The sequence below is a fragment of the Microbacterium sp. SL75 genome (genome assembly GCF_026625865.1).
Taxonomy (GTDB): Bacteria; Actinomycetota; Actinomycetes; order Actinomycetales; family Microbacteriaceae; genus Microbacterium.
This window is the reverse complement of the sequence record NZ_CP113067.1, coordinates 2,657,883-2,682,495: the sequence shown is the minus strand read 5'-3', so window position 1 is coordinate 2,682,495 and position 24,613 is coordinate 2,657,883. Positions and strand designations below refer to the sequence as shown.

Genomic DNA, 24,613 nt, shown 5'->3' with positions numbered 1-24,613 from the left:
TGCCGTTTTATCACACGTCGTGATGAGGCCTGGCTGGCAGACCGCGAGGCGGTGACGAATCCGTCACCGCCTCGCGGGTGAGATCGGAAGGGTTACTTCGTGATCTCGTAGTACAGCGGAACCGAGTTCCACCCGAACTGGACGTTGTTGACGCCCTCGGCGTAGCCGCCGGTGACGTTGGAGTACCAGAGCGGGATGGCCGGGAGGTCCTTCAGCAGGATCTCCTGAGCCTTCGCGAAGTCGGCGTTCTGCGCCTCGAGGTCGGTCTCGGCGATGCCGGCCGTGATCTGCGCGTCGAACTCGGGGTTCGAGTAGTCACCGTCGTTCGACGAGGCACCCGTGGCGTACAGCGGTGCGAGGAAGTTGTACGCACCGGGGTAGTCGGCCTGCCAGCCCGAACGGAAGGTGGTCTCGATGCTGCGGTTGGTGACCGCCGAGCGCAGTTCCTTGAACGTCGGGTAGGGCGCACCGGAGGAGTCGATGCCGAGGGTGTTCTTCAGCGAGTTCGTCACCGCGTCGACCCAGGACTGGTGTCCGCCGTCGGCGTTGTAGGCGATCTGGAGCGAGCCGGTCCAGGGCGAGATGGCGTCGGCCTGGGCCCACAGCTGCTTCGCCTTGTCCGCGTCGAACTTCAGCACGTCGGAGCCCGACAGCGAGTCCGACCAGCCCGCGATGACCGGCGAGGTGAAGTCGCTGGCCGGGGTGCGCGAGCCCTGGAAGATCGTCTTGGTGATCTCGTCGCGGTTGATGGCCATCGAGATGGCCTGGCGACGGAGCTGGCCCTCTTCGCCGCTGAAGTGCGCGAGACGCTCGGGGATCGTGAACGACTGGAAGATCGCCGCCGGCTGGTTGACCGCGCGGTCGCCCAGGTCGGACTGGAACGTGGCCAGCGACGACGAGGGAACGCCGTCGATCACGTCGACGTTGCCACCGAGCAGGTCGGCGTACGCGGCATCCTGGGTGGCGTAGAAGATGATCGAGAGACCACCGTTCTCGACCGTGCGACCGCCCTGGTAGTCGTCGTTCTTGACGAGGTCGATCTGCACGTTGTGCTGCCAGGCACCCTCGCCCTTGAGCTTGTAGGGGCCGTTGCCGATCGGGTTCTCACCGAAAGCGGCCATGTCGTTGAACGCGACGTCGGGCAGCGGGAAGAACGCCGAGTAGCCCAGGCGCAGCGCGAAGTCGGCGGCCGGCTTCGACAGTGCGATCGTGAAGGTGTAGTCGTCGACCTTCTGCAGACCCGTGAGCTCGGAGTCAGCGTCGTAGCTGAAGCCCACGATGTCCTCGAAGAACGAGCTGCTGACCTGGTTGTTCGACAGCTGAGCGCCGTAGTTCCACGCCTTGATGAAGTTGTCGGCCTTGACCTCGGTGCCGTCCGTGAACTTCTGGCCCTTCTTCAGGGTCACCGTGAGGTTCTGGGGGTCGTTGGTGACGATGGACTCTGCCATGTCGTTGACCGGGGCGCCGGTTCCGTCGTAGTAGACCAGACCCGCGAAGATCGAGTCGAGGATCTTTCCTCCACCGACCTCGTTGGTGTTGGTGGGGATCAGCGGGTTCTGCGGCTCGGAGCCGTTCGTCCGAATGATCGCCGTGGCGTCGCCGCCCGATGACGAGCCGCCGCCGTTGTCTCCGCCGCCCGAGCAGCCGGCGAGCATAAGCCCGACAGCTCCCAGCAGGGCGAGGCCGGAGAGGGCAATCTTGTTGCGCTTCACAGTTCCTCCAGGGAAGGGATGATCGTCGCCCATGCAGGGCTTTCGCGCAGCACAAGGCGCGTGAAAGATCCGTCGGGCAGGATGAGAACACACTAGGCACGTTTACCCAGGTGCCCCAAACTCCTCTGAAAAACGTTACACAGCATTTACTCGAGAGGCTCTCCATGGAGCAATCTGACAAGCCGGGCCGGTCACGCGGTGCCGCGGACTGGACGTATCCTCCGGCCATCGAGCGCACGGACTCCTACCGACGACGCCGGCTCGGGTGGGAGATCGCCATCGTGCTGCTCGTCAGCGTCGGTCAGTCCGCGATCTACTCGGTCGTCTCCTTCGTGCGTGCGGCGACGCGCGCTCCGATCTCGCAGCAGCAGACGCAGCTGAATCCCTCGCGCAGTGCCGAGCCGCTGTGGGACGCGATCTATCAGTTCCTCGACATCTTCTTCTCGCTGGCCCTGGTGGCCCTCGCCGTCTACCTGCTGTGGGAGCCGGCGAACAACGCGCTGCGCCGCATCGGCCTCGATTTCCGCCGTTTCGGCGGTGACACCGCCCGAGGGATCCTGCTGGTGATCTTGATCGGCGCCCCGGGAATCGGCGTGTACGCCATCGGCCGCGCACTCGGCCAGAGCATCGCGGTGATCCCCGCTCCCCTGGACTCGTCGTGGTGGGTCATCGCGCTGCTCATCCTTGCGGCGTTGCGCGCCGGTCTCACCGAAGAGGTCATCTTCCTGGGGTTCCTCTTCGACCGCCTGCGACGTCTCGGCTGGTCGTGGACGTGGATCATCGCGTCCACGGCCCTGCTGCGTGGCAGTTACCACCTGTACCAAGGATGGCCCTCGGCGCTCGGCAACGTGGTCATGGGACTGGTCTTCGGCTGGTGCTACAAGCGGTGGGGGCGCGTGATGCCCCTCGTCATCGCGCACACGATCATCGACATCGTCGCCTTCGTGGGATACCCCCTCGCGGCAGCGTGGTGGCCCGGGATCTTCGCTCCCACCCCCGCGCCGTCTCCGAGCTCCTGAGAATCAGGACTGAGGCGGCGACCACGTCCAGAACGCCGGTGGCAGCCCGTTGGGCTCGGAGGTGTAGGTCACTCCCTCCACACCCGCGGCGTTGACCACGGCGCCCGTCCGCTCGAGCAGCGGCACTCCCGCGTAGGCGGCGAACAGCGAGCGGTCGATGAGCTTCGCCTCCGACAGCACGTCGACGGGATCGGTGTGCGTGGTGAGGTCGTCGAAAAGCTCCTCGGTGTCGCCTCCGTCGATGCCCTCGGCGATGCGGTCGCGTGCCGAGCGGTAGAGGCTCTCATCCTCGCCGACCCAGGTGAGGGTGGCATCCGGGACCTCCGTCGCCGTCGCCGCGCGGACGGCGATCCCGGCCTTGGCGGCCATCGACACGAGGCGGGGGAAGACCAGCGCCGCCGTCGCGTCGGTGGTGTCGTAGGCGACGCGGAGCACGGCCGCTCGGTCGCCGAGGGCGGAGCGGGCGGCGTTCACGTCGGCCCCGGTCCCGGGTGCCCCGTTCCCCGACACGAGGTCGTTGTAGAGCTGGCCGGTCGCCGGTGAGGAGAGGAAGGACTGCAGGGGCTGCGCGTCGGGGCGGACAGCACCGAGGACGTCCTGGACGAGGGACGAACGGTCGAGCGACAGAGTCGTCGCCTGCCGGAGGTCGGAAGCCGTCGTCGTGGCGAACCGCAGTTGCAGCGTCTCGGACGTGGGCCCCACCTGCACGTTGAGTCCGGCGTCGGTCAGGGTCTTGTGTTCGGCGACGTCGAGATCGCCGACATTGGCCACATCCACCGTGCCCGCTTCGAGCGCCGACAACTGCGCCGCCCGATCCGGGAAGAACCGGACGGTGAGGCCTTCGAGGCCCGGGAAATGCGCGCCCTGGTAGCTGTCGCGTCGAGCGAGCTGCAGGGTGTCGGCCGTGATCTCGGAGACGGTCCACGGGCCCGAGGACACGACACCGGCGGGATCGGGGGTGGTCCCCGGTGCGACGTCGAAACCGGTGTTCCACGCCTGCGCGGCGGCGGCCAGCACGGGGTTCGGCGCAACCGGCGCCTTCGGATCGCCCTCGGGCACGGTGAGGATGGCGGTGAGCAGATCCTTCACGCTCACACCCGCTCGCTGCGCGACGACGTGCACGGGCCGGTCGAGCAGCCACTGCCTGTTCCAGTCCGCGAAAGGCTGGTCGTACGTGAGTATGAGCGTGTCGTTCGCCCGATCGAGGCGGGGCCGCGTCGTCCGAGCGTTCGGGTCGGCCGGCAGAGCGGTGTCGAAGTAGCGCGTGCCCGAGACCAGCTGCCCGTTGGCGTCGTAGGTGGCGTCGTCGAAGAAGTGCGAGGTGACGGCCCACCCGAACAGCAGGTCGTCGAGGGTCACCGGGGTGCCGTCCGACCAGACCCGGTCGGAGAACAGCTCGTAACTGACGGTGAGCGGGTCACCGTCGACGCGGGTGATGCGTCCGAGCCCGTTGTTCGGCACGACCTGCAGGTTGCCGTCGAGGGAGCCCAGCTTCTCGTCGAGAAGGGCCGACACCGCCCGATTGGCAGCGGTGTCGCCGGTGGCGCTGGCGGCGTTGAAGCTGGTGAGGGAGCCGACGACGCCGACGGTCAGGCTCGTGCGCTGTTCTTTCGCCGGCTCAGGCGCCGGGTCGGTGGCCGAGCAACCGGCCAGCGCGAGACCAGCGGCGACGAGGAGGGCGATCACCCGTCCCGGGCCGCCACGGCGTGGATTCGGTCGAGGAACGTCGTTCAGCCCGTGGTGCACAGGGGCACTTTACTAAACGCCTCCTGAGGATCTCCCCGGTCTGCTGCGCGTCCCCCTAGAACGACGAAACGGCATCCCGTTCAGCCCCCACCGCGAGGTGCGGAAGGAGCGTTGGGGGGGATGCCGTCTCGTCGAGGGACGGGCAGGGGTCAGGCGAACGCCTCCGGCGGCGGGCACGAGCAGACCAGGTTGCGGTCGCCGTAGGCCTGGTCGATGCGGCGCACGGGAGGCCAGTACTTGCCGCGGATCAGCGAGCGGACGGGGTACACGGCGGTCTCGCGAGAGTACGGGTGGTCCCACTCCCCCACGACCACGGTCTCCGCCGTGTGCGGAGCGTTCACGAGGGGGTTGTCGTCGGCGGGCCACTCGCCAGCCGCGACGGCGAGGGCCTCGTGCTTGATGGCGATCATGGCATCCACGAAGCGATCCAGCTCGGCGAGGTCCTCGCTCTCGGTGGGCTCGACCATCAGGGTGCCGGCGACCGGGAACGACATCGTGGGCGCGTGGAAGCCGTAGTCGATGAGGCGCTTGGCCACGTCGTCGACCGTGACACCCGTCTGCTCCTTGAGCGGACGCAGGTCGAGGATGCACTCGTGCGCGACCAGACCGCCCTCGCCCGCGTACAGCACCGGGTAGTGCTCGCGCAGGCGTGCGGCGATGTAGTTCGCCGAGAGCACCGCCGCGGCTGTGGCCTGGCGGAGTCCTTCTGCGCCCATCATGCGGACGTACGCCCATGAGATGGGCAGAATGCCCGCCGAGCCGTGCGGGGCAGCCGAAACCGGACCGCCGTCGAACGTGCCGCCGGCGTGGTCGGCGCGCTGCGAGAACGGGTGAGAGGGCAGATAGGGCGCGAGGTGAGCCTTCGCCGCCACCGGTCCCACGCCCGGGCCGCCCCCGCCGTGAGGGATGGCGAACGTCTTGTGCAGGTTCAGGTGCGACACGTCGCCGCCCAGGTCGCCGAAGCGGGCGAAACCGAGCAGCGCGTTGAGGTTGGCGCCGTCGACGTACACCTGTCCGCCGGCATCGTGCACGGCCTGCGTGATCTCGAGCACATCGTGCTCGTACACCCCGTGGGTCGAGGGGTACGTGATCATCAGGGCTGACAGCTCGGCCGCGTGCTGCGCGATCTTGGCCCGCAGGTCGCCGAGGTCGACGTTGCCGGCCTCGTCGCACGCGACGACGACGACCTTCATGCCCGCGAGGATCGCGGAAGCGGCGTTGGTGCCGTGGGCCGACGACGGGATGAGGCACACCGTGCGCTCGGTGTCGCCGTTCGCGAGGTGGTACCCGCGAATCGCGAGGAGCCCGGCGAGCTCTCCCTGCGACCCGGCGTTCGGCTGCAGCGACACCGCGTCGTACCCGGTGACCTCGGCGAGCCAACGCTCGAGCTGGTCGATCATCTCGAGGTAACCGTGTACGTCGGCCTCGGGCGCGAAGGGGTGCACGCGCGAGAACTCCGGCCACGACACAGCCGCCATCTCGGTGGCCGCGTTCAGCTTCATCGTGCACGAGCCCAACGGGATCATGCCGCGATCGAGCGCGTAGTCGCGATCGGCGAGGGTCTTGAGGTACCGCATCATCGCCGTCTCGCTGCGATGAGCGTGGAAGACGGGGTGCGTGAGGAACTCGTCGTCGCGGTGCAGGGCGTCATCGATCCCCCGCAGCGCCACTCCATCGGGCAGCTCGCCGCCCGAGAGACCGAAGGCGTCCATAACGACCGAGATATCGGCATCCGTCGTCGTCTCGTCCACCGAGACGCCCACGGTCGCGTCGTCGACCCACAGCAGCTGATAACCACGCTCGCGCGCGCGGTCGACGACGTCCTGCGCGCGCCCAGGAACGTGCACGCGCACCGTGTCGAAGAACGCGTCGCTCACGAGCGTCAGGTCATGAGAGCGGAGTGCGGATGCCAGGGCGTCGGCCTTGCGCGCGACCTGCGTCGCGATCGCGCGGAGCCCGTTGGGACCGTGGTACACCGCGTACATCGCCGCCATCACGGCCAGCAGCACCTGAGCGGTGCAGATGTTCGACGTCGCCTTCTCGCGGCGGATGTGCTGCTCGCGCGTCTGCAGCGAGAGGCGGTAGGCGGGGGCGCCGACGGCATCCTGGGACACTCCGACGAGACGGCCCGGCAGCTGACGCTCGAGGCCCGCCCGCACGGCCATGTAACCGGCGTGGGGTCCGCCGAAGCCGAGCGGCACACCGAAGCGCTGGGTCGTGCCGACCGCGACATCGGCGCCGAGCGCGCCCGGTGAGCGCAGCAGGGTGAGCGCGAGCAGGTCGGCCGCGGCGACGACGAGACCGCCCTTCGCGTGCATCGTCTCAGCGACGGTCGAGAAGTCCCAGACGCGTCCTGTCGCGCCCGGGTACTGCACGAAGGCGCCGAACGCCTCGGGCAGCTCGCCCGCGAACGAAGTCTCTTCGATGCGGATGCCGACGGCCGCGGCACGGTGGTGCAGCAGTGCCTTGGTCTGCGGCAGGGCGTCGACGTCGACGAGGAAGAGGTCAGTCTTCGCCTTCGACGCGCGACGGGCCACGAGCATGCCCTCGACGACCGCCGTGGACTCGTCGAGCATCGAGGCGTTCGCCGTGGCGAGGCCCGTGAGGTCGGTGACCATCGTCTGGAAGTTGATGAGCGCCTCGAGCCGGCCCTGCGAGATCTCGGGCTGGTACGGCGTGTAGGCCGTGTACCAGGACGGGTTCTCGAGCACGTTCCGTGCGATCACCGAGGGGGTGAACGTGTCGTAGTAGCCGAGGCCGATCAGGGGGCGGGCCGAGCGGTTCGCGGTCGCGAGCTCACGGAGTTCTGCGAGCGACTCGGCCTCGGTGGCCGCGGGCGGGATCGAGCTGGTCGCGCGGGGCTGGACGTGGATGGATGCCGGGACCGCGGTCTCGACGAGCGCCTCGACGCTGTCGTAGCCGACGGTCTCGAGCATGCGGGCCTGGGCCGCCGCGTCGACACCGATGTGGCGGTCGACGAACACCGCGGGCGTTCCCGCGTCGGTGCGCGGAGGAAGAAGAGTGCTCACGCGGTGAGCTCCTCGTAGGCGGCACGGTCGAGCAGGTCGGCGGGGAGCTCGCCGTCGACGCGGATCTTGATGAGCCAGCCTCCGTCGAAGGGCTCGGCGTTGACCAGGGAGGGGTCGTCGACGACCGCGTCGTTCACCTCGACGACGGTGCCGCTCAGGGGCGCGTAGAGCTCGCCGACCGACTTGGTCGACTCGATCTCGCCGCAGACGTCGCCGGCCGAGACGGTCGAATCGGCGCCGGGCAGCTCGACGAAGACGACGTCGCCGAGCTTGTCGGCGGCGAAGTCGGTGATGCCGACGGTGGCGATGTCGCCCTCGAGGGCGATCCACTCGTGCTCGGACGTGTAGCTGAGGGCGGTGAGGTCGGTCATGCGTTTCTCCGATAGAAGGGAAGGGCGGTGACGGTCGCGGGGATGCGGGTTCCGCGCACGTCGATGGTCAGTTCGGTTCCGAGTTCGGATGCCGCGGGGGCGACGAACGCCATCGCGACGGGGTGGCCGAGAGTGGGGCTGAGGGCTCCGCTGGTGATTTCTCCGACGGTGTCGTCGCCGAGCAGCACGGTGTAGCCGGCGCGGCCTGCGCGACGGCCTTCCGACACGAGACCCACGAGCACCGGGGCGTCGGCGGGGCCGGACGACAGTCCGTCCTTGCCGACGAACGACTCCTTGTCGACGGCGACGACGCGCCCGAGACCCGCCTGCGCGGGCACGATGTCGCGCGAGAGCTCGTGGCCGTACAGCGGCATGCCCGCCTCGAGGCGGAGTGTGTCGCGCGCGGCGAGACCGCACGGAACGAGGCCCCGATCGGAGCCCGCGGCGAGCGCGGCGTCCCACAGGGCGGCCGCGTTCGCGGTGGGGATCATGAGCTCGTAACCGTCTTCGCCCGTGTAGCCGGTGCGGGCCACGAAGAGCGGCACGCCGTCGAAGGTCCCCTCGGTCCAGGCGTAGTAGCCGAGCTCGTCGAGGGCGGTTCCGGTGATCTCCACTCCCGGGGTGGAGCTCAGGATGCCGCGCGCCTCGGGACCCTGGAGGGCGATGAGGGCGTAGTCGTCGGTGACGTCTTCGACGAAGAGGCCGTCGGCCGCCGAGATCCACGTGCGCTGGGCGAGGTCGAAGGCCGAGGCCACGGCATCCCGGTTTCCCGCGTTCGAGATGACGAGGAAGCTCCGCTCCCCCGTGCGGTAGACGATGACGTCGTCGACGATGCCGCCGCTCTCGGCGAGGACCAGAGAGTACTTCGCCTTGCCGATCTTCATGGTCGAGAGACGCCCGGCGAGCACGTAGTCCAGGAACGCGGCGGCTGCCTCCCCGTCGACGCGGAACTCGGCCATGTGCGAGATGTCGAACAGGCCGGCGGCTTCACGCACGGCGCGGTGTTCGGCGAGGTCGGAGGTGTAGCGCACGGGCATGTTCCAACCGCCGAAGTCGGTGAACGAGGCGCCGAGGGCCTCGTGCCGATCGTTCAGTGGCGACGTGCGCGGTGGAGCGGGGGTTTCGGTCATGAGTTCTGCCGTTCGCGATGACGGACAGACGTCGGACGACGCCTGGAGAACTCCCCCTCTGTCATGGACCTGAGAGTTTCACCCGCGCGGTCGAGGACGAGCGCGGGCTTTCACCGTCGGTGGACCCGGGACGGTGCATCCGGGTCTCTTTCCAGAGTGGCCCGATCGACGCGGTACGCGTACCTGAGAGATTGGCGGGGAGGCTTGCTCCTTCGGTGCCCGGCTGAATTCGCCGGAGCTCTCCCGCATCGATCATGGGGCCGGTGTGGACTTGTGGGGTCAGCCTAGCGGAGCTTGAGAGAGTGTCGTGAGATGTTCAGCCGTTGTCCTGCTTCCGTAATTCTCGGGCGTCTCCAGGGACGCAGAGGGAGGTGCCTGCGATGTAGTAGTCGCCGGGGGCCGTTGAGAACGACAGACCCGCCACGGTCCCGCCCGAGGCGTACACGACGTAGAGCGGCGTATCGACGACGCGCACCTGCATGCCGAGCGAACGCCAGTAGTCGGCGATGACCTTGGCGTCGGCACCCCGGTCACTGTCCGGAGCGGGTGCCCCGTAGCCATATGAGTAATTGACGCGCTGCCCTTGTTGATCGCCGCAATCGCCGACCTCGGGCGCGTGATCGCGGTTCCACCCCGCGACATTGAGCTGGGCCGCACTGTCTTCGATGGTTGAGACGAGAGCGTCACGGGCCTCAGCGGGAGTCATGCTGTCTTCCTTCGATTGCGCACAGCCGGCCAAAGTGATCGGTGAGATGAGGACGAGCGCTCCGAGCACCATCGCAAGGACGGGCCGACTAGTTCGAAAAGCCATTCGTCAATCCTTCGATCAGCGCTTTCTGCAGCGGGGTCGGAGCTGGCGGAACATAAGGCGACACGAGATCACCACGTCCGGTCGTGGCGAGGGCCACGTTGCGCAAAGACTCCGTCTGCTTGTCAAGATAACCCCCCTCATCCGAGGTGACTGCGCCATGATCGTTGACCGCGCGCAGCGCTCCGTCTCCGGCGACGCTGAATGCGTGTGATCCAAAATCCGGGCTGATCGGATTGACGGAATGGTCAGGAGCCAGACGCCCTGTCCACGCCCACTGATCGCCTCGAGCAGGATCTACCGCCCAAACGTCCTGGGCCTGCCCCGAGAACACGGAATCCGCATGTATGTCCGACGCCGAATCAATGTTCGTCGGCAAACCTGCTGAACCTAGCGTGACGAAGGAGTCGACGTGGACCTGGTCTTGAGTCAGAGCCAGAGACGCCGTGGTGGTCCCGTAGGAATGCGCCACAATGTTTACGTGCGCTCCGGAGTTGACGTGGTCAAGGGAACGCAAGTCACGAGCGAGGTTCGCTGCTCCCGCGTCAGCCAGGTCGTTATGCATGACGTCGAAGCCTCCCTCCATGATCGGAACGGGCGGGGTCTTGTACCCGATCCAGGCCACGGTCGCATGGGAATGGCCCGGATCCGCGCGGTCTTGCTGATCGAGAAGGTTCTGAGCGGCGCGCGACCAACCGTCCATCCCCTCGGTCGTGGTTCCCATGCCGGGCACCGCGTACGTGATGTTGTCCGCGGTGTCGAGATCGCCGATGGATATCGCGGCGAGAGGGGGCGAGTCCCCCGTGAGAGTGAGGAGGTGCCGAGGGGTGCCGCCGGCGGGTGACGTCAGCGACGACTCGATATTCTCAAGACCCTCCACCCGAGAGCGCGCACGATCGAGCCGCTCGGCATACGCCTCGGCGGCGGCCTGTCCCCCGACGATCTCGTCGTATGTCGGCGGCTTCTCCGCCTCGGCCAGCGCCGCGCGCGCGTCTGCGAGCTGGTCCGCGAGCCAGATGCGGTTCGCCTCGTCGCGAGCGGCGTAGGCGACTCCCCCGAGGTTGCCGATGATCGCCGGCGCGGCGTGGATGAGCGCGTCTTTCTGCGCCGCGTCAAGCTGCGCCCACCAGGGCGCGACTGCCGCCGGCTCTGCCTGGGCGAGAATCCCGGCGAGGCTCGGCCGGGCCCGCAGAAGAGCGGCCAGACTCCCGGCGTCCGCGCCGGCGAGAGCATCGAGCACCTGGCCGGGGTTCGCACAACCCGTCAAGAGAGCCGCCCACTCGTCGGCGCCGAGGCCGGGCACGGCGATGGCGGCGCGAAGCTTGGCAGTCGCCTTCTGCGCGGCATCGCGGAGTGCCGCACGCGCATCCGCGAGGATCGCTTTGGCCTCTGCTCGCGGTCCGGAGCCGAGGAACGCTCGTCGGTCCGGCCCGAGCCAACCGGTGGGCGTGGCGGATGGCTCTTGGAAAGCCGCAGCGTCGAGCGCGTCGGCTCTGTCCCACAGATCGACGGCGTCTCCCGCCCTTGCCCGTGCAGCATCGATCGCGGCGGCGACGTCTTCGAGTGCCGATTCACCGTGCCGGAAGGCGGTCGCCATGGCCGACCAACCGGACGCCACCGCCCTCACACGCGTCCCATAGGCATCGGCCGCTTCGCCGGTCCAGCCCGAGATCGACTGCGTCGCACGGAGCGCCGTCCCGACCTCGTCGGCGTTCTGCTCGCGCACCCGCCACACGGAGGCCGCCCGGTACAGAGAGGCGACATCGCCGGGGATGAGGGCGGACGGGTCTCGGGTCTCACCGAGCTCGGCGGTCATTCGATGACCCACCCCTCGACGGCGCCCAACGCGCGCACGTCGGCCTGGCTGGTGGCATCCAGGTTCTCGAACATGTCCGCGACCTCGCGCAACCCCGTCACGAGTGCCTCGACACCACGGCGACGCTCGGCGGTGCAGTCATTCATGCACCCGACGAACTCCGCCAGGGCAAGACTCAGATCGGGCTGATCGGCGACGGAGAAGCCCCAAACGTCGGGCTCGTCGGGAACGACGCCGACCATCTTCGCCGCCACCCGCCGCACCTCATCGACGGATATCGAGATGTCCCCCATGCGCAGGAGCATAGACAGATCACGCAGCGATACAGGGCGCTAGAGGGAAATTTCACCCGCCCCACGGCCGACGGCCCTCGTCGCCGGCGGAGCAGAAAGCGCACACCGAAGCAGGCAGCGTGTTGGCGCTCCCCACCGCCCCAGGCGCGGAGGCGGCTCAGCCGCGCGTGCAGCTCCCGGACGCCACGGGTGCCGACAACGACCCCATCTGGGCCATCACGGGTTCCAGCTCGGCCGGGGTCATGGCGTAGCCGACGTCGTCATCGGTGTCGGAGCGGGCGAAGACGATGCCCGCGACCTGACCCGAGGTGGTCAGAAGCGGTCCGCCCGAATTGCCCGGGCGCACGATACCGGCCAAGGCGTAGATGTCGCGCGGAGCTCGGGAGTCGTCGTAGATGTCGGGGACGGGGACCGTGCCCTCCGACAGGATCTGCGCGCTGCCGGAGGTGAACGGACCGCCGCCCGGGTAGCCCTGCACCACGGCGGGAGCCCCCACCGCGAGCGTCTCGGCGATCGGCAGAGCCGCGGCATCCAGTCCATCGACCGAGATCACGGCGATGTCGTCGATGGGGTCGAAGTACACGACGCGCCCCTCGCGCGCCGGGCGGCCCGGGAGCTCCACGAGCGGGGTGTCGACCCCCGCGACGACGTGCGCGTTGGTGACCACGCGATCGTCGGCGACCACGAAGCCCGAGCCGCTCGAGGTGATGCCGCAGGCGTACGCGGTGCCCGAGATCCGCGCCACCGATTGCGCCGCCTGCGTCAGCGCAGGATCGTCGAGGGCGATGCTCGGGGTGGTCGGCACGGGGCCGATCTGGATGAGTTCGCCCAGGCGAGGGATACCGTCGGCGAAGATCGTTCCGCGCAACTCGGCGAGCGCGCCGCGCACGGGAGCGGGCGTCAGGTTGTCGATCGTGCGCACCACCGCGGAGGAGCCGAGAGCTGCGGAGACGACGGGGACCCCGACCGGGGTGAGGGAGCCGGCGACGAACGAGATCGCGAGCGCGGCGGCCGCGACGTTGACCACCCCGCCGAGGAGTCGCTCGGGGATGCGCAGCTTGATGCGGTCGGCTCCTCGACGGAAGAAACCGCCCACGGCGCTGCCGAGGCCCGAGCCGATCACGAGCAGCGCGATGCCCGCGCCGATCATGGCGGGTCCGCGCCAGGCGAGGTCGGTGACCCACTGCCCCACGAACGGAAGCGCCCAATAGGCGGCGACGGCGCCGAGGGCGAGGCCCGCGAAGAAGCCGATGGTGGCGAGAAAGCCCCGAGAGAGCCCCGCGACGAGTGCGACCGCCAGAAGGGCGATCAGGGCGATGTCGACGATCGGCATCCGACCTCCTGTATTCGCATCGAGGCTAGATCGCCCGTCTGGGAGAACCCTTTCGACGCGCGGACCGCGCGTCCCGGCATCGGGGATTCGCCCTTCGAGTCGAGATGACACTAAGATCGATCCCGGAGATATGGTCACCATGACACGAACCCCTCGCCCCGAGTCCCGCGACGCCGACGTGCGCGTCGCGGTGTCGACCGTCATCTTCAGCGTCCGCCGGAACGAACACGACGAACCGGTCCTGTCCCTCCCCCTCGTCCGCCGCACCCGCGACCCGTTCGATGGGAGGTGGGCGCTGCCCGGCGGCTGGCTCGACGCAACCGAAGAGCTCGACACAGCGGCATCCCGCACCCTCGCCGAGACGACCGGCCTCACCCCCAGCTATCTCGAGCAGCTCTACGCGTTCGGGGCCGTCGACCGCTCCCCCACGCGCGTGGTCTCGATCGTGTACTGGGCACTGTTGCGCTCCGACGAGGTCGATGCGCAGGTCGCCGCGCACGCGCGGGAGGGCGATGCGCCCGAGAATGTGGAATGGTTCGACGCGACCGACCTGCCGGCCCTGGCTTTCGACCACAACGACATCGTCGAGTACACGCTCTGGCGCCTGCGCAACAAGGCCGGTTACAGCCGCATCGCGCACGGGTTGCTGCCCGACGAGTTCACGCTCGCCGACCTGCGCGAGGTGACCGAGTCGATTCTCGGCAGACGGCTCGATCCCGCCAACTTCCGTCGGCAGGTCGACATCTCCGACACGCTCATCCCGACCGAGCGCTTCCGCACCGGAAGCCATCGTCCCGCCCGCCTGTACCGCTACAACCGCGATGTGGAGCTGGCCGACCGCGGCCCGCTCCGCTCCCGTCACTGATCGGAACGCCCATGTCCGCCACCCCCCTCACCCTGCAGCCCCGTCCCGCGATCGACCCGAGCGTCGACCACGCGATCCAGGCGATCGTCGCCGGCGCCTCCACCGACGCGACCTGCACCACCGATCTCGCGGCCGGGCCCTGGGATTTCGACACGCGCCCCGGCTACGGCCCCGGCTCGTCGATGGGCGACGTCATCCCCACCGGAGCGCCTCGGCAGGGCGAGCTGCCGCAGCAATACCGCGACGCGTCCGACGACGAGCTCGACGCCCGCATCCGCGCGGCGAAAGAGACGCTCGGCGACCGAGTCGTCGTGCTCGGGCACTTCTACCAGCGCGAAGAGGTCGTGCGACACGCCGACTACGTGGGCGACTCGTTCCAGCTCGCCAACGCCGCGAAGGACCGCCCCGAGGCCGAGGCCATCGTGTTCTGCGGGGTGCACTTCATGGCCGAGACCGCCGACCTGCTCTCGCGCCCCGAGCAGGCGGTGATTCTCCCGAACCTCGCCGCCGGCTGCTCCATGGCCGACATGGCCGACATCGACCAGGTCGAGGAGTGCTGGGAACAGCTCGAAGACGTGCTGGGTGATCTCGAGACCTCGGATGCCGAGGGCTTGGTCCCCGTGATCCCGGTGACGTATATGAACTCGAGCGCGGCCATCAAGGGCTTCGTGGGGCGTCACGGCGGGATCGTCTGCACCTCCTCCAACGCCCGTACGGTGCTCGAGTGGGCGTTCGCACGGGGACGCCGGGTGCTGTTCTTCCCGGATCAGCACCTGGGCCGGAACACCGCCAAGGCGATGGGTGTGCCCCTCGAGCAGATGCCGATGTGGAACCCGCGCAAGCCCCTCGGCGGCTCCTCCGACGCTCAGATCATCGACAGCCGCGTCATCCTGTGGCACGGCTTCTGCTCGGTGCACCGCCGCTTCACCGTCGACCAGATCGACAAGGCGCGCGCCGAGCACCCCGGCGTCCGCGTGATCGTGCACCCGGAATGCCCGATGGACGTGGTCGATGCCGCCGATGAGGCGGGTTCGACGGACATCATCCGCAGGGCCATCGCCGCGGCGACCGAACCCACCACCTTCGCGATCGGCACCGAGATCAACCTCGTGCAGCGCTTGGCCGCCCAGTACCCGCAGCACGAGATCTTCTGCCTCGACCCGGTCGTCTGCCCCTGTTCGACGATGTACCGCATCCACCCGGGCTATCTCGCGTGGGTGCTCGAGTCGCTCGTCGAAGGCACCGTCGTCAACCGCATCACCGTCCCCACCGACGTCGCCGAGCCCGCCACCGTCGCGCTCGAGCGCATGCTCGCTGCGAAGCCGAACGGTGCGGTGAAGTGATCACCGTCGTCGTGGTGGGCAGCGGCATCGCCGGTCTCACGGCGGCGCTGCACGCATTCGAGAACGGATGCCGTGTCACGGTCGTGACGAAGGGCGCCCTGCCCGACACGAACACGCGGTGGGCGCAGGGCGGGATCGCCGCGGTGACCTCCCCCACCGACTCGGTGGGCTCGCACGCGGCCGACACGATCACCGCGGGCGCGGGACTTAGCGACCCCGCCGCCGTCGACGTGCTGGTCGGCGAAGGACCGCAGCGGATCGCGGAGCTCGTCGCGCGCGGGGTCGGTTTCGACCGCGCCGACGACGGCGACTTCTCGCGCGGGCTCGAGGCCGCTCATGCGGTCCCCCGTGTGCTGCACGCCGGCGGCGACGCGACCGGAGCCGCCATTCAGGCCGCTCTCGGTGCAGCCGTGCGTGCCGCAGCTATCGAGGTTCGCGGGCACGCCCTTCTGCGCGACCTGGTCGTCGCGGGGGGCCGGGTGACGGGCGTCGAGCTCGACGGCGGCGAGCGCCTCGATGCCGACGCGGTCATCCTCGCCACCGGAGGCGCGGGCCAGCTCTACTCCCACACCACCAACCCCCTCGGCGCCACCGGGGACGGGATCGCCGCGGCGTTGCGCGCGGGAGCCGCTGTCGCCGACCTCGAGTTCGTGCAGTTCCATCCCACGGCCCTGGCCGTCGGCATCCCGTTCCTCGTCTCGGAGGCGGTGCGCGGAGAGGGCGCCGTGCTCATCGACGACACCGGCCGCCGGTTCACCTTCGACTCCCACCCCGACGGCGAACTCGCCCCGCGCGACATCGTCGCCCGCGCCAACGCCCGGGCGATGACCACACAGGACGGTCGGCCCGTCCGGCTGGATGCCACTGCCCTGGGCTCCGAGCGACTCGCACGGCGCTTTCCCACGATCGACGCCGCGGTACGCGATCGCGGGCTCGACTGGAGCCGCGATCCTATCCCCGTGACCCCCGCGGCGCACTACCTCATGGGCGGGATCGTCACCGATCTCGACGGACGGACCACCGTGCCCGGGCTCTACGCGGTCGGAGAGGCGGCGCGCACCGGCGTGCACGGGGCGAACCGCTTGGCGTCCAACTCGCTCCTCGAAGGAGCGGTGTTCGGAGCGCGAGCCGGAGACGCCGTGCCTCGCGGCGGCGAGTGGCCGGGCTTCCCCGTGCGCGAGGTCCCGCCTCTCGACGTCGCCCCCGCGGTGGACGCTCCCCCCTTCTCGCGCCGCGCCCTGCAGGAGCTCCTGTGGGCCGAGGCGGGTCTCGTGCGCGAGGCCGCGGGCCTGGGGCGCGCCGCCGCGGTGCTCGCCGCGTGGGATGCCGACGCCGCACCGCGCAGCGTCGAAGATGCGAACCTCCTCCTCCTCGCCACGCGCGTCGTGGCCGCGGCCCGTGCGCGCGAGACCTCGGTGGGCGCGCACTTCCGCTCCGATACCGAGCCCTCGGCATCCCTCATCGAACCCCAGGAGGTCCTCGCATGCTGACCCGCGCCACGATCGATCGGATCGTCTCGGCAGCCCTCGACGAGGACGCCCCCTGGGGCGACCTCACCAGCGAGACGCTCATCCCGGAACACGCGACCGCGCGCGCCGAGCTCGTCTCCCGCGTCGAGGGCGTGTTCAGCGGCTCTGCGGTGTTCGTCGCCGCCTTCACGCTCACCGACTCCTCGATCACCGTCGAGATGCAGATCGCCGACGGCGAGCGGTTCGCTCCCGGCGACACCCTCGCCGTGGTCACCGGACCCGCGCGAGGCGTGCTCACGGCCGAGCGCGTCGGTCTCAACTTCGTGCAGCGCATGTCGGGGATCGCAACCCTCACCGCGCGCTACGTCGCCGAGGTCGCCCACACCGGCGCCCGCATCGTCGACACACGCAAGACCACGCCGGGCCTGCGCGCGATCGAACGTCAGGCCGTCCGCGACGGCGGCGGCCACAACCATCGCTTCTCGCTGTCGGATGCCGTCATGGCCAAGGACAACCACCTCGCGGTGCTGACCGCGAGCGGACTGTCAGTGACGCAGGCACTCGAGAGCGCCATCGCGCGACTCCCCCACACCACGCACGTCGAGGTCGAGGTCGACCGGCTCGAGCAGATCGACGCGGTGCTCGCCGCCGGCGTCGGCACGATCATGCTCGACAACTTCTCACTCGACGATCTGCGCACCGGTGTCGCCCGTGTCGCCGGAGCAGCCCAGGTCGAGGCCTCGGGGGGCGTGACGCTTCAGACCGTGCGCGCCATCGCCGAGACCGGCGTCGATGTCATCTCGGTCGGCGCGCTGACGCACTCGGCATCCGCCCTCGATCTGGGCCTGGACATCCGCATCGAGACGGCGTGAGCCTGTACCTGGACAACGCCGCCACCACCCCCGTGCGCCCCGAGGTGCTCGAGGCCATGGCCCCCTTCCTCACGCGGTTCTTCGGCAACCCGTCGAGCCACCACGAGGTCGGTGAAGCTGCGGCATCCGCTCTCGACGAGGCTCGCGCGCAGGTCGCGGCCGTCCTCGGCTTCCGCGCGGGAGACGTGGTCTTCACCTCCGGCGGCACCGAGTCGAACAACGCCGCGATCAAGGGGCTCGTGCTGGGGTCGGGGCGTTCGCACCTCGTCACGACGGCGATCGAGCACGAGTCCGTGCTGGCCTCGGCCGATTACCTGTCACGCCTGCACGGGGTGCGCGTGACCCACGCTCCGGTCGATGACACCGGCTCGCTGATGCCCGAGGCGCTCGCCGAAATGCTGCGCGACGACACGGCGCTCGTCAGCGTGGGCTACGCCAACAACGAGATCGGAACGGTTCAGGACGCCGCGGCCCTCGCGGCCGTCGCTCACGAACGCGGGATTCCCCTCCATCTCGACGCCGTCCAGGCCGCCGGGTGGCTCCCCCTGGCGGGACTCGGAGCGGATGCCATGACCGTCGCCGGTCACAAGATCGGTGCGCCGAAGGGCACCGGGATCCTCGCCGTGCGCGGGCGCCTCCCGTTCGAGCCTCTGCTGCACGGGGGCGGGCAGGAACGCGGTCGACGCTCGGGCACCCCCGACGTCGCGGGGGCGGTGGCCATCGCCACGGCGCTGACGCTCGCCGAGGCGGAGCGCACCGCCGATGCCCTGCGGGTGGGAGCCCTGCGCGAGGCCTTCACCGCGCGCGTGCTCGCCACGGTGCCCGGCGCGCGTCTCACCGGCCACCCGGAGCGCAGACTCCCCGGTACCGCCAGCTTCGTCTTCCCGGGCACGAACGGCGAGACCGTGTTGCTCGAGCTGGAGCGTCGCGGAGTCGTCTCGTCGAGCGGCTCGGCGTGTGCTGCGGGCAGCGACGAGGCCTCGCACGTGCTCCTCGCCGTGGGTCTCGATCACGACGACGCCCGCACCGCCGTGCGCTTCACGCTGCCGCACAGATGGACCGGTTCTCTCGATGCCGTCGCAGATGCCGTCGCCGTCGCCGTAACCGCCGTAGGCTCGCGCGGGTGAGTTCCACCCCCGTCACCGTCATCGTCCCCGGATTCGACGTCGCCCCCTTCGCGGAGGAAGCCCTCGGGTCGTTGCGCGCACAGACGCACCGGCACTGGACCGCCGTCCTCGTCGACGACGCCTCGACAGACGACACGGCCCGCATCTTCGCCGATGCCGCCTCCGCCGACCCCCGCTTCCGGCTCGAACAGCACACCGAACAACGTGGGCTGGGTGCCGCGCGCAACTCCGGTCTCTCGCACGTCGACACCCCCTACATCGCGTTCCTCGACGCCGACGACCGCTTCCGCCCCGACGCGCTCACGCGCCTGGCCGACACGCTCGATCGCACCGGCAGCGACTTCGCCGTCGGCGCATACGTCCGTCTGCGGCCGGATGCCGACACCCCCGGCTACACCGCGGGCGAGGTGCAGCCGTGGGTCACGGCATCCACTTCTCCTGCCCGCGCGCGCACGACGATCGCGGAGCATCCCGCGGCCTCGGGCAACATCGTGGCGTGGTCGAAGATGAGCCGCGCGGAGTTCTGGCGGGCGAACGGCCTGCGTTTCCCCGAGGGGCGCTACTACGAGGACCAGGTGCTCACGCAGCGCATGTACACGGGGGCAACCGCGTTCGATGTCATCCCCGACGTCGTCGTCGACTGGCGTCAGCGCCGAGAGGGCGGGTCGATCACCCAGCGGCTCGGTGAGCTCGACGTTCTGCGCGACTATCTCGACGCGCTCGGTGAGGGGATCGCGGTGCTGCGCGAGGCCGGGGCCGAGGCTGCGGTGAAGGAGCGCGGAGCGCTGATCCGCACGCTCGACCTTCCGCCGCTGCACCGCATCGCCGAGACGCACCCCGACCCGGCCTACGGCATCGCGCTCGAGGCGTTCCTCGAGACGCTGCCCGGCTGACACTCCCTCGGCCACAGCGCCGGCCGGATTCGCGCCGGCCGGGTTCGGGCCGGCCGGGTTCGCGCCGGCCCGAGTTCGCGAGACTGCAAGACGCTGACATCTCCGCTGCAGGCTGACACCGGATTGTCAGCGGTATGCCATCTCACGAACCCGATACCGGAACCGGAACCAGACAGAACCGTCGCAGCTCAGGCAGGCGCCTCGTCGGCGCGACGGACGGGGAGCGCGGCGTGCGCGAGACCCGCGGCGTCGTGCTGCTCTTCGGCGAGGACGAACGAGGCGGCGAGCTGCTCGGCCGCGAGGCTCGCGTACAGACCCCCCGCAGCCAGCAGCTCGGAATGCGTCCCCGATTCGACGATGCGACCGGCATCTACGACGTGGATCCGGTCGGCGCTGATGACCGTCGAGAGTCGGTGTGCGATCGACAGCGTCGTGCGCCCGCGCGAGGCGGTCTCGAGCGCTTCTTGCACGATGCGCTCCGAGACGGTGTCGAGGGCGCTCGTCGCTTCGTCGAGCAACAACACCGGCGGGTCTTTCAGCAGCACGCGCGCGATGGCGATGCGCTGCTTCTCGCCGCCCGAGAGCCGGTACCCGCGCTCGCCGACAATCGTGTCGTACCCCGCCTCGAACGAGGCGATCACGTGGTGGATGTTGGCCGCGCGGCAGGCGGCTTCGATCTCGTCATCGGTGGCGTCGGGCCGGGCGTAACGCAGATTCTCGCGCACGCTCGCGTGGAAGAGGTACGTCTCTTGCGAGACGATGCCGATCTCGTCGATGATCGATGCCCGCTCGAGGGTGCGCACGTCTGCTCCGGAGAACATCACCGCTCCGCCGGTCGCCTCGTACATACGAGGGGTGAGATAGAGGATCGTCGTCTTTCCCGCTCCCGAGGGGCCGACGAAGGCGACGTGCTGCCCCGGCTCGACGGTGAACGAGACGCCGTCGAGCGTGGGCCGCGCCTGCACGGATGCATCGGGGTAGCGGAACTCGACGTCACGGAACTCGATGCGCCCCACGGGGCCGGGGGCCGCCGAGACGGGCAGGGCATCGGGCACGTCGACGATCGCCGGACGCAGGTCGAGGTACTCGAAGATGCGGGCGAACAGCGCCGAAGAGGTCTGCACGTCGAGCGCGACGCGCATGAGCCCCATCAGGGGCATGAGCAACCGCGCCTGCACCGTGGTGAAGGCGACGATCGTTCCGGCTGTGATCGCTCCCGCTCCCCCGCCGATGAGGTACCCGGCCACGAGGTAGATGACCGCCGGCACACTCGACATGATCACCTGGACGACGGCGAAGAAGCCCTGACCGCTCATGGCCCGGCGCACCTGCAGGCGCACCTGGTTGTCGTTCTCGGCGTCGAAGCGCGCGGACTCGGTTCGCTGACGGTTGAAGGACTTCGACAGCAGGATGCCGGACACGCTCAGCGTCTCTTGCGTGATCGCCGACAGCTCGGACAGCGACTCCTGCGTCTCTCCCGCGATGCGCGCCCGCACCTGACCGACGCGGCGCTGGACGAAGAGCAGGAACGGCATGAGCGCGACGGCGATGAGGGTGAGACGCCAGTCGATGAGGATCATCGCCACGAGTGACGCGATGACCGTGACGGCGTTGCCGAGGATGCTGGTGACGGTGTTGGTCAGCACCCCCGAGACGCCGCCCACGTCGTTCTGAAGTCGTGACTGGATGACGCCCGTCTTCGTGCGCGTGAAGAAGCCGAGCTCCATGTTCTGAAGGTGGTCGAACAGACGCGTGCGCAGGTCGCCCGTGACCCGGTTCCCCACGGTCGCGGTGAGCCAGGTCTGACCGACGTTGAGTGCGGCCGAGACGAGGAACAGACCGATCATGACGCTCACGAGGACCGCGAGGAGCTGCAGGTCGGGGCTCGATCCATCGACGGGGAACAGCGCGTCGTCGAAGATGCGCTGCACGAGCAGCGGCGGGATGACGGCCACGGCCGCGCCGACGACGACGAGCAGCGCGGTGAACCCGATGCGCCCGCGATAGGGCCGGAACAGGTCGACGACACGGCGCCCGAGGTTCTGCACCCGCGGAGCCTGAGCGTTGCGGCGGCGCTGCATGTCCGCGTCCACGCCGCGGAACATGCTGCCGCCCATCCCCATGCTCATGTTCGTCAGCCTACGTCCGACCGCCGACGGTGAGCGCCGGGGCGGCGATGTCGGACGCCCCCGATAGGGTCGCTTGCGGATGACCTCGAATCCGTTATCTCGATGTCGGAATACCTCGGGCCGCGCACCCGTTGTCTCCGTCGCAGTCGCCCTCCGTGGCGCCACGAAGCCCCCCGCATGTAAAGGACCTCGTCATGGCCGCCACCGGCACCATTCCCGTCTCCCGAGCGAGCACCGCGTCGTCGCCGTCGCACCGCTCCGGTCCCGTCATCGCCCTGCTCGTCGTCGCCGCGTTCGTCGTCATCCTCAACGAGACCACGATGTCGGTCGCGCTTCCGGCGATCATGGCCGACTTCGGCATCAGCGCCGCCACCGGTCAGTGGCTCACCTCGGCGTTCTTGTTGACGATGGCCGTCATCATCCCCCTGACCGGCTTCCTCCTCGAGCGCTTCCCCATTCGCGTGGTGTTCTTCAGCGCGATGAGCGTCTTCGCGCTGGGCACCCTGGTCGCCGCGCTCGCGCCGGTGTTCGGGGTCCTGCTGGCGGGTCGCATCATTCAGGCCATGGGCACCGGGGTGATGATGCCGCTGCTGTTCACCACGGTGCTGAACCTCGTCCCGGCGAACCGACGCGGTCGCATCATGGGCGTGGTGACGATCGTCATCGCCGTCGCACCCGCCGTGGGCCCGACGGTGTCGGGGCTCATCCTGTCGGTCCTGACCTGGCACGCGATCTTCTGGCTGATCCTCCCTATCGCTCTGCTCTCCATCGCGCTCGGCGCCCGCTGGGTCCGCAACGTCACCCAGACCCGCCCGGACGCGCGCTTCGACGTGCTCTCCGTCGTCCTGTCGGCGATCGGCTTCGGTGGCCTGGTCTACGGCCTCAGCGCCATCGGAGAATCGGCCTCCGGGCACACGTCCGTGCCGGTGTGGATCCCCCTCGCCGTCGGAGCGGTCTTCGTCACCGTGTTCGTCATCCGTCAGCTCCGACTGCAGCGGTCCGACTCCGCGCTGCTCGACCTGCGCGTGTTCCAGAGCCCGTCGTTCCGGCTCGCGGTACCCCTGGTCGCGATCGTGATGGCCGCTCTGTTCGGCTCGCTCATCCTGCTGCCCATCTTCCTGCAGCAGGCGCTCGGCCTCAGCAGCCTCACGGTCGGCCTCATGCTGCTCCCGGGCGGCGTGCTCATGGGCGTCATGGCGCCGATCGTCGGCCGCCTCTTCGATCGCTTCGGGCCGACTCCCCTCGTCATCCCCGGAATGCTGATCGCCGCCGCCGTGCTGTGGACGATGGCTCTGACCTTCGACCTGGGCACCCCCATCTGGTGGATCGTCACGGTCTACCTCGGCCTCAACCTCGGACTCGGCCTGGTCTTCACCCCGTTGATGACCTCCGCGCTGGGCTCTCTCCCCCGCCGCCTGTACTCGCACGGCAGCGCCGTCGTGGGCACCGCTCAGCAGGTCGCCGGAGCCGCGGGCACGGCCGGTTTCGTCGCGATCATGACCGTCTTCTCGAGCACCGCCCTCGCCGGTGGTGTCGACCAGGCCGGCGCCGTCGCGTCAGGTGTGCACGCGTCGTTCCTCGTCGGAGCCGTGATCGCCTCGGCCGCCGTCGTCCTCGCGTGCTTCGTGCGCAAGCCGGCGGAGGCGGAAGAGACCGACGCGCCCGTCAGCGCGCATTGAGTCCACACGAAGTCGGGGTCGACTGATCGGTCTCGCCCTCCCGGCCCAACGAACCGCCGTCGTGTCGGGGCACGCGCACAACCGCGTCAAGGCGACGGACACGTCGGGATGGACGACGCGGGCGCGATATGACGCGTGCGGCGCGGACTCAGAGAGAACAGGAACCGCCGCCGCAGCACTGCGACGCGGCGGGCTTGTCGTCGCTCTCACCCTCGACAGCGGGAGCGTTCAGCAGCGCGATCAGCGGCTTGGACGCGGTGGTCGCGTCGGACGTGGTGTCAGCGGACATGCGCCCCATGCTACGCCTGCGCGCGGTCACCGGGGCCGGCGTCGGCGATAACGCCGCGCTCCGGCATCCGCAACCCCCGCCCCTCCGGTCGAGACGCTTTCTAGCGTGGGAACCCCGATCGAGAAAGAGAGGCTTTCCATGACTGATCTCAGCGGCAAGCGCATCGCATTCCTGCTCACCGACGGCTTCGAGGACAGCGAGCTCACCAGCCCGTGGGATGCCGTGACCTCCGCCGGCGCCGAGGCCGTTCTGGTCTCGCCGAGCGAAGGCAGCATCACGGGCGAGAACGGCCACCAGCAGAAGGTCGACCTCTCGGTCGCGGGTGCCTCCGCGGGTGACTTCGATGCTCTCGTCCTGCCCGGCGGCGTGCAGAACGCCGACGACATCCGCATCGTGAAGGATGCCGTGTCGTTCACCCGCGACTTCTTCGACCAGCACAAGCCGGTCGCCGTCATCTGCCATGGCGGGTGGATCCTCACCGAGGCCGACGTTCTGAAGGGCCGCACGCTCACGAGCTACCCGACGCTGCAGACCGACCTGCGCAACGCCGGCGCCACCTGGGTCGACGAAGAAGTACACGTCGACCAGGGTCTCGTCTCGAGCCGCAACCCCGGCGACCTGCCCGCGTTCACCGCGAAGCTCGTCGAAGAGGTCGCAGAGGGCACGCACTCGCGACAGACTGCCTGACCC

20 protein-coding genes and 1 riboswitch are annotated in these 24,613 nt (G+C 69.3%); of the genes, 9 read left to right on the top strand and 11 right to left on the bottom strand.

Features of this window, described 5'->3' with window-relative positions; genetic code table 11:
- Nucleotides 1–92: 92 nt before the first annotated feature.
- Nucleotides 93–1,712 carry a peptide ABC transporter substrate-binding protein gene (locus OVA17_RS12625; RefSeq protein ID WP_267786895.1) on the bottom strand — a complete coding sequence of 540 codons (1,620 nt, stop codon included), beginning with the start codon at nucleotides 1,710–1,712 and terminating at the stop codon, nucleotides 93–95.
- A 164-nt stretch (nucleotides 1,713–1,876) separates the two neighbouring features.
- Between OVA17_RS12625 and OVA17_RS12620 the strand changes: the two genes are divergently transcribed.
- Nucleotides 1,877–2,731, top strand: coding sequence for a CPBP family intramembrane glutamic endopeptidase (locus OVA17_RS12620; protein ID WP_267786893.1), 855 nt, complete (start codon nucleotides 1,877–1,879; stop codon nucleotides 2,729–2,731).
- A 3-nt stretch (nucleotides 2,732–2,734) separates the two neighbouring features.
- On the opposite strand, the gene OVA17_RS12615 is transcribed toward OVA17_RS12620, so the two are convergent.
- The 8 genes from OVA17_RS12615 to OVA17_RS12580 all read right to left on the bottom strand — a co-directional run bounded on the left by OVA17_RS12615 (nucleotide 2,735) and on the right by OVA17_RS12580 (nucleotide 13,257).
- Entirely contained in the window at nucleotides 2,735–4,417 is a 1,683-nt protein-coding gene (locus tag OVA17_RS12615) for an ABC transporter substrate-binding protein (RefSeq protein WP_267786891.1), read from the bottom strand.
- A 209-nt stretch (nucleotides 4,418–4,626) separates the two neighbouring features.
- On the bottom strand, nucleotides 4,627–7,413 hold the full coding sequence (gcvP, locus tag OVA17_RS12610) for an aminomethyl-transferring glycine dehydrogenase (RefSeq protein WP_420712440.1): 2,787 nt from the start codon (nucleotides 7,411–7,413) through the stop codon (nucleotides 4,627–4,629).
- Nucleotides 7,414–7,502: 89 nt separating this feature from the next.
- On the bottom strand, nucleotides 7,503–7,877 hold the full coding sequence (gene gcvH / locus OVA17_RS12605) for a glycine cleavage system protein GcvH (protein WP_267786886.1): 375 nt from the start codon (nucleotides 7,875–7,877) through the stop codon (nucleotides 7,503–7,505).
- Nucleotides 7,874–9,007 (bottom strand): glycine cleavage system aminomethyltransferase GcvT, encoded by a 1,134-nt coding sequence (gcvT, locus tag OVA17_RS12600; protein ID WP_267786884.1) that lies wholly within the window; start codon nucleotides 9,005–9,007, stop codon nucleotides 7,874–7,876. The genes gcvH and gcvT overlap by 4 nt, the downstream gene beginning before the upstream one ends.
- 161 nt (nucleotides 9,008–9,168) lie before the next feature.
- Nucleotides 9,169–9,263, bottom strand: a riboswitch (glycine riboswitch).
- A 60-nt stretch (nucleotides 9,264–9,323) separates the two neighbouring features.
- Nucleotides 9,324–9,713 carry a hypothetical protein gene (locus tag OVA17_RS12595; protein WP_267786882.1) on the bottom strand — a complete coding sequence of 130 codons (390 nt, stop codon included), beginning with the start codon at nucleotides 9,711–9,713 and terminating at the stop codon, nucleotides 9,324–9,326.
- Nucleotides 9,714–9,801: 88 nt separating this feature from the next.
- Nucleotides 9,802–11,631: an alpha/beta hydrolase gene (locus OVA17_RS12590; RefSeq protein ID WP_324289890.1), complete on the bottom strand. Its 1,830-nt coding sequence runs from the start codon at nucleotides 11,629–11,631 to the stop codon at nucleotides 9,802–9,804.
- Nucleotides 11,628–11,924 carry a hypothetical protein gene (locus tag OVA17_RS12585; RefSeq protein WP_267786879.1) on the bottom strand — a complete coding sequence of 99 codons (297 nt, stop codon included), beginning with the start codon at nucleotides 11,922–11,924 and terminating at the stop codon, nucleotides 11,628–11,630. The genes OVA17_RS12590 and OVA17_RS12585 overlap by 4 nt, the downstream gene beginning before the upstream one ends.
- A 157-nt stretch (nucleotides 11,925–12,081) precedes the next feature.
- A complete protein-coding gene (locus OVA17_RS12580) occupies nucleotides 12,082–13,257 on the bottom strand; it encodes a MarP family serine protease (RefSeq protein ID WP_267786878.1) in 1,176 nt (391 codons plus the stop codon).
- Between the two features lie 139 nt (nucleotides 13,258–13,396).
- Between OVA17_RS12580 and OVA17_RS12575 the strand changes: the two genes are divergently transcribed.
- Genes OVA17_RS12575 through OVA17_RS12550 form a run of 6 tightly spaced genes read left to right on the top strand, consistent with a single transcriptional unit; the run spans nucleotide 13,397 to nucleotide 19,826 of the window.
- The gene (locus OVA17_RS12575) at nucleotides 13,397–14,122 is read left to right on the top strand and encodes an NUDIX hydrolase (protein ID WP_373458862.1); all 726 of its coding nucleotides are present in this window, start codon (nucleotides 13,397–13,399) and stop codon (nucleotides 14,120–14,122) included.
- Nucleotides 14,123–14,133: 11 nt separating this feature from the next.
- On the top strand, nucleotides 14,134–15,465 hold the full coding sequence (nadA, locus tag OVA17_RS12570) for a quinolinate synthase NadA (RefSeq protein WP_267786876.1): 1,332 nt from the start codon (nucleotides 14,134–14,136) through the stop codon (nucleotides 15,463–15,465).
- On the top strand, nucleotides 15,462–16,955 hold the full coding sequence (gene nadB / locus OVA17_RS12565) for an L-aspartate oxidase (protein WP_267786875.1): 1,494 nt from the start codon (nucleotides 15,462–15,464) through the stop codon (nucleotides 16,953–16,955). The genes nadA and nadB overlap by 4 nt, the downstream gene beginning before the upstream one ends.
- Nucleotides 16,949–17,806, top strand: a complete 858-nt coding sequence (gene nadC / locus OVA17_RS12560) for a carboxylating nicotinate-nucleotide diphosphorylase (protein ID WP_210074319.1) — start codon at nucleotides 16,949–16,951, stop codon at nucleotides 17,804–17,806. Before nadB ends, nadC begins: the two co-directional genes overlap by 7 nt.
- The gene (locus OVA17_RS12555) at nucleotides 17,803–18,933 is read left to right on the top strand and encodes a cysteine desulfurase family protein (RefSeq protein ID WP_267786874.1); all 1,131 of its coding nucleotides are present in this window, start codon (nucleotides 17,803–17,805) and stop codon (nucleotides 18,931–18,933) included. The genes nadC and OVA17_RS12555 overlap by 4 nt, the downstream gene beginning before the upstream one ends.
- Nucleotides 18,930–19,826, top strand: a complete 897-nt coding sequence (locus tag OVA17_RS12550) for a glycosyltransferase family 2 protein (protein WP_267786872.1) — start codon at nucleotides 18,930–18,932, stop codon at nucleotides 19,824–19,826. The genes OVA17_RS12555 and OVA17_RS12550 overlap by 4 nt, the downstream gene beginning before the upstream one ends.
- A gap of 188 nt (nucleotides 19,827–20,014) precedes the next feature.
- Here the strand turns inward: OVA17_RS12550 and OVA17_RS12545 are convergent, their stop codons facing one another.
- Entirely contained in the window at nucleotides 20,015–21,955 is a 1,941-nt protein-coding gene (locus OVA17_RS12545; RefSeq protein WP_267786870.1) for an ABC transporter ATP-binding protein, read from the bottom strand.
- A 194-nt stretch (nucleotides 21,956–22,149) separates the two neighbouring features.
- On the opposite strand from OVA17_RS12545, the gene OVA17_RS12540 reads away from it, so the two are divergent.
- Nucleotides 22,150–23,634, top strand: coding sequence for an MDR family MFS transporter (locus OVA17_RS12540; RefSeq protein WP_267786869.1), 1,485 nt, complete (start codon nucleotides 22,150–22,152; stop codon nucleotides 23,632–23,634).
- 148 nt (nucleotides 23,635–23,782) lie between these two features.
- Here OVA17_RS12540 and OVA17_RS12535 read toward each other — a convergent pair whose 3' ends face one another.
- Complete coding sequence (locus OVA17_RS12535) at nucleotides 23,783–23,923, bottom strand: hypothetical protein (protein ID WP_210074312.1); 141 nt, start codon at nucleotides 23,921–23,923, stop codon at nucleotides 23,783–23,785.
- A gap of 138 nt (nucleotides 23,924–24,061) precedes the next feature.
- Between OVA17_RS12535 and OVA17_RS12530 the strand changes: the two genes are divergently transcribed.
- Complete coding sequence (locus OVA17_RS12530; RefSeq protein ID WP_267786868.1) at nucleotides 24,062–24,610, top strand: type 1 glutamine amidotransferase domain-containing protein; 549 nt, start codon at nucleotides 24,062–24,064, stop codon at nucleotides 24,608–24,610.
- Nucleotides 24,611–24,613 lie beyond the last annotated feature (3 nt).

Bases quoted from the DNA above. Each gene is read 5' to 3' on its own strand.
- OVA17_RS12620 (WP_267786893.1), top strand. From the start codon at position 1,877: ATGGAGCAATCTGACAAGCCGGGCCGGTCACGCGGTGCCGCGGACTGG.
- gcvP (WP_420712440.1), bottom strand. From the start codon at position 7,413: ATGCTCGAGACCGTCGGCTACGACAGCGTCGAGGCGCTCGTCGAGACC.
- gcvH (WP_267786886.1), bottom strand. From the start codon at position 7,877: ATGACCGACCTCACCGCCCTCAGCTACACGTCCGAGCACGAGTGGATC.
- gcvT (WP_267786884.1), bottom strand. From the start codon at position 9,007: ATGACCGAAACCCCCGCTCCACCGCGCACGTCGCCACTGAACGATCGG.
- OVA17_RS12595 (WP_267786882.1), bottom strand. From the start codon at position 9,713: ATGACTCCCGCTGAGGCCCGTGACGCTCTCGTCTCAACCATCGAAGAC.
- OVA17_RS12590 (WP_324289890.1), bottom strand. From the start codon at position 11,631: ATGACCGCCGAGCTCGGTGAGACCCGAGACCCGTCCGCCCTCATCCCC.
- OVA17_RS12585 (WP_267786879.1), bottom strand. From the start codon at position 11,924: ATGGGGGACATCTCGATATCCGTCGATGAGGTGCGGCGGGTGGCGGCG.
- OVA17_RS12580 (WP_267786878.1), bottom strand. From the start codon at position 13,257: ATGCCGATCGTCGACATCGCCCTGATCGCCCTTCTGGCGGTCGCACTC.
- OVA17_RS12575 (WP_373458862.1), top strand. From the start codon at position 13,397: ATGACACGAACCCCTCGCCCCGAGTCCCGCGACGCCGACGTGCGCGTC.
- nadA (WP_267786876.1), top strand. From the start codon at position 14,134: ATGTCCGCCACCCCCCTCACCCTGCAGCCCCGTCCCGCGATCGACCCG.
- nadC (WP_210074319.1), top strand. From the start codon at position 16,949: ATGCTGACCCGCGCCACGATCGATCGGATCGTCTCGGCAGCCCTCGAC.
- OVA17_RS12545 (WP_267786870.1), bottom strand. From the start codon at position 21,955: ATGAGCATGGGGATGGGCGGCAGCATGTTCCGCGGCGTGGACGCGGAC.
- OVA17_RS12540 (WP_267786869.1), top strand. From the start codon at position 22,150: ATGGCCGCCACCGGCACCATTCCCGTCTCCCGAGCGAGCACCGCGTCG.
- OVA17_RS12535 (WP_210074312.1), bottom strand. From the start codon at position 23,923: ATGTCCGCTGACACCACGTCCGACGCGACCACCGCGTCCAAGCCGCTG.
- OVA17_RS12530 (WP_267786868.1), top strand. From the start codon at position 24,062: ATGACTGATCTCAGCGGCAAGCGCATCGCATTCCTGCTCACCGACGGC.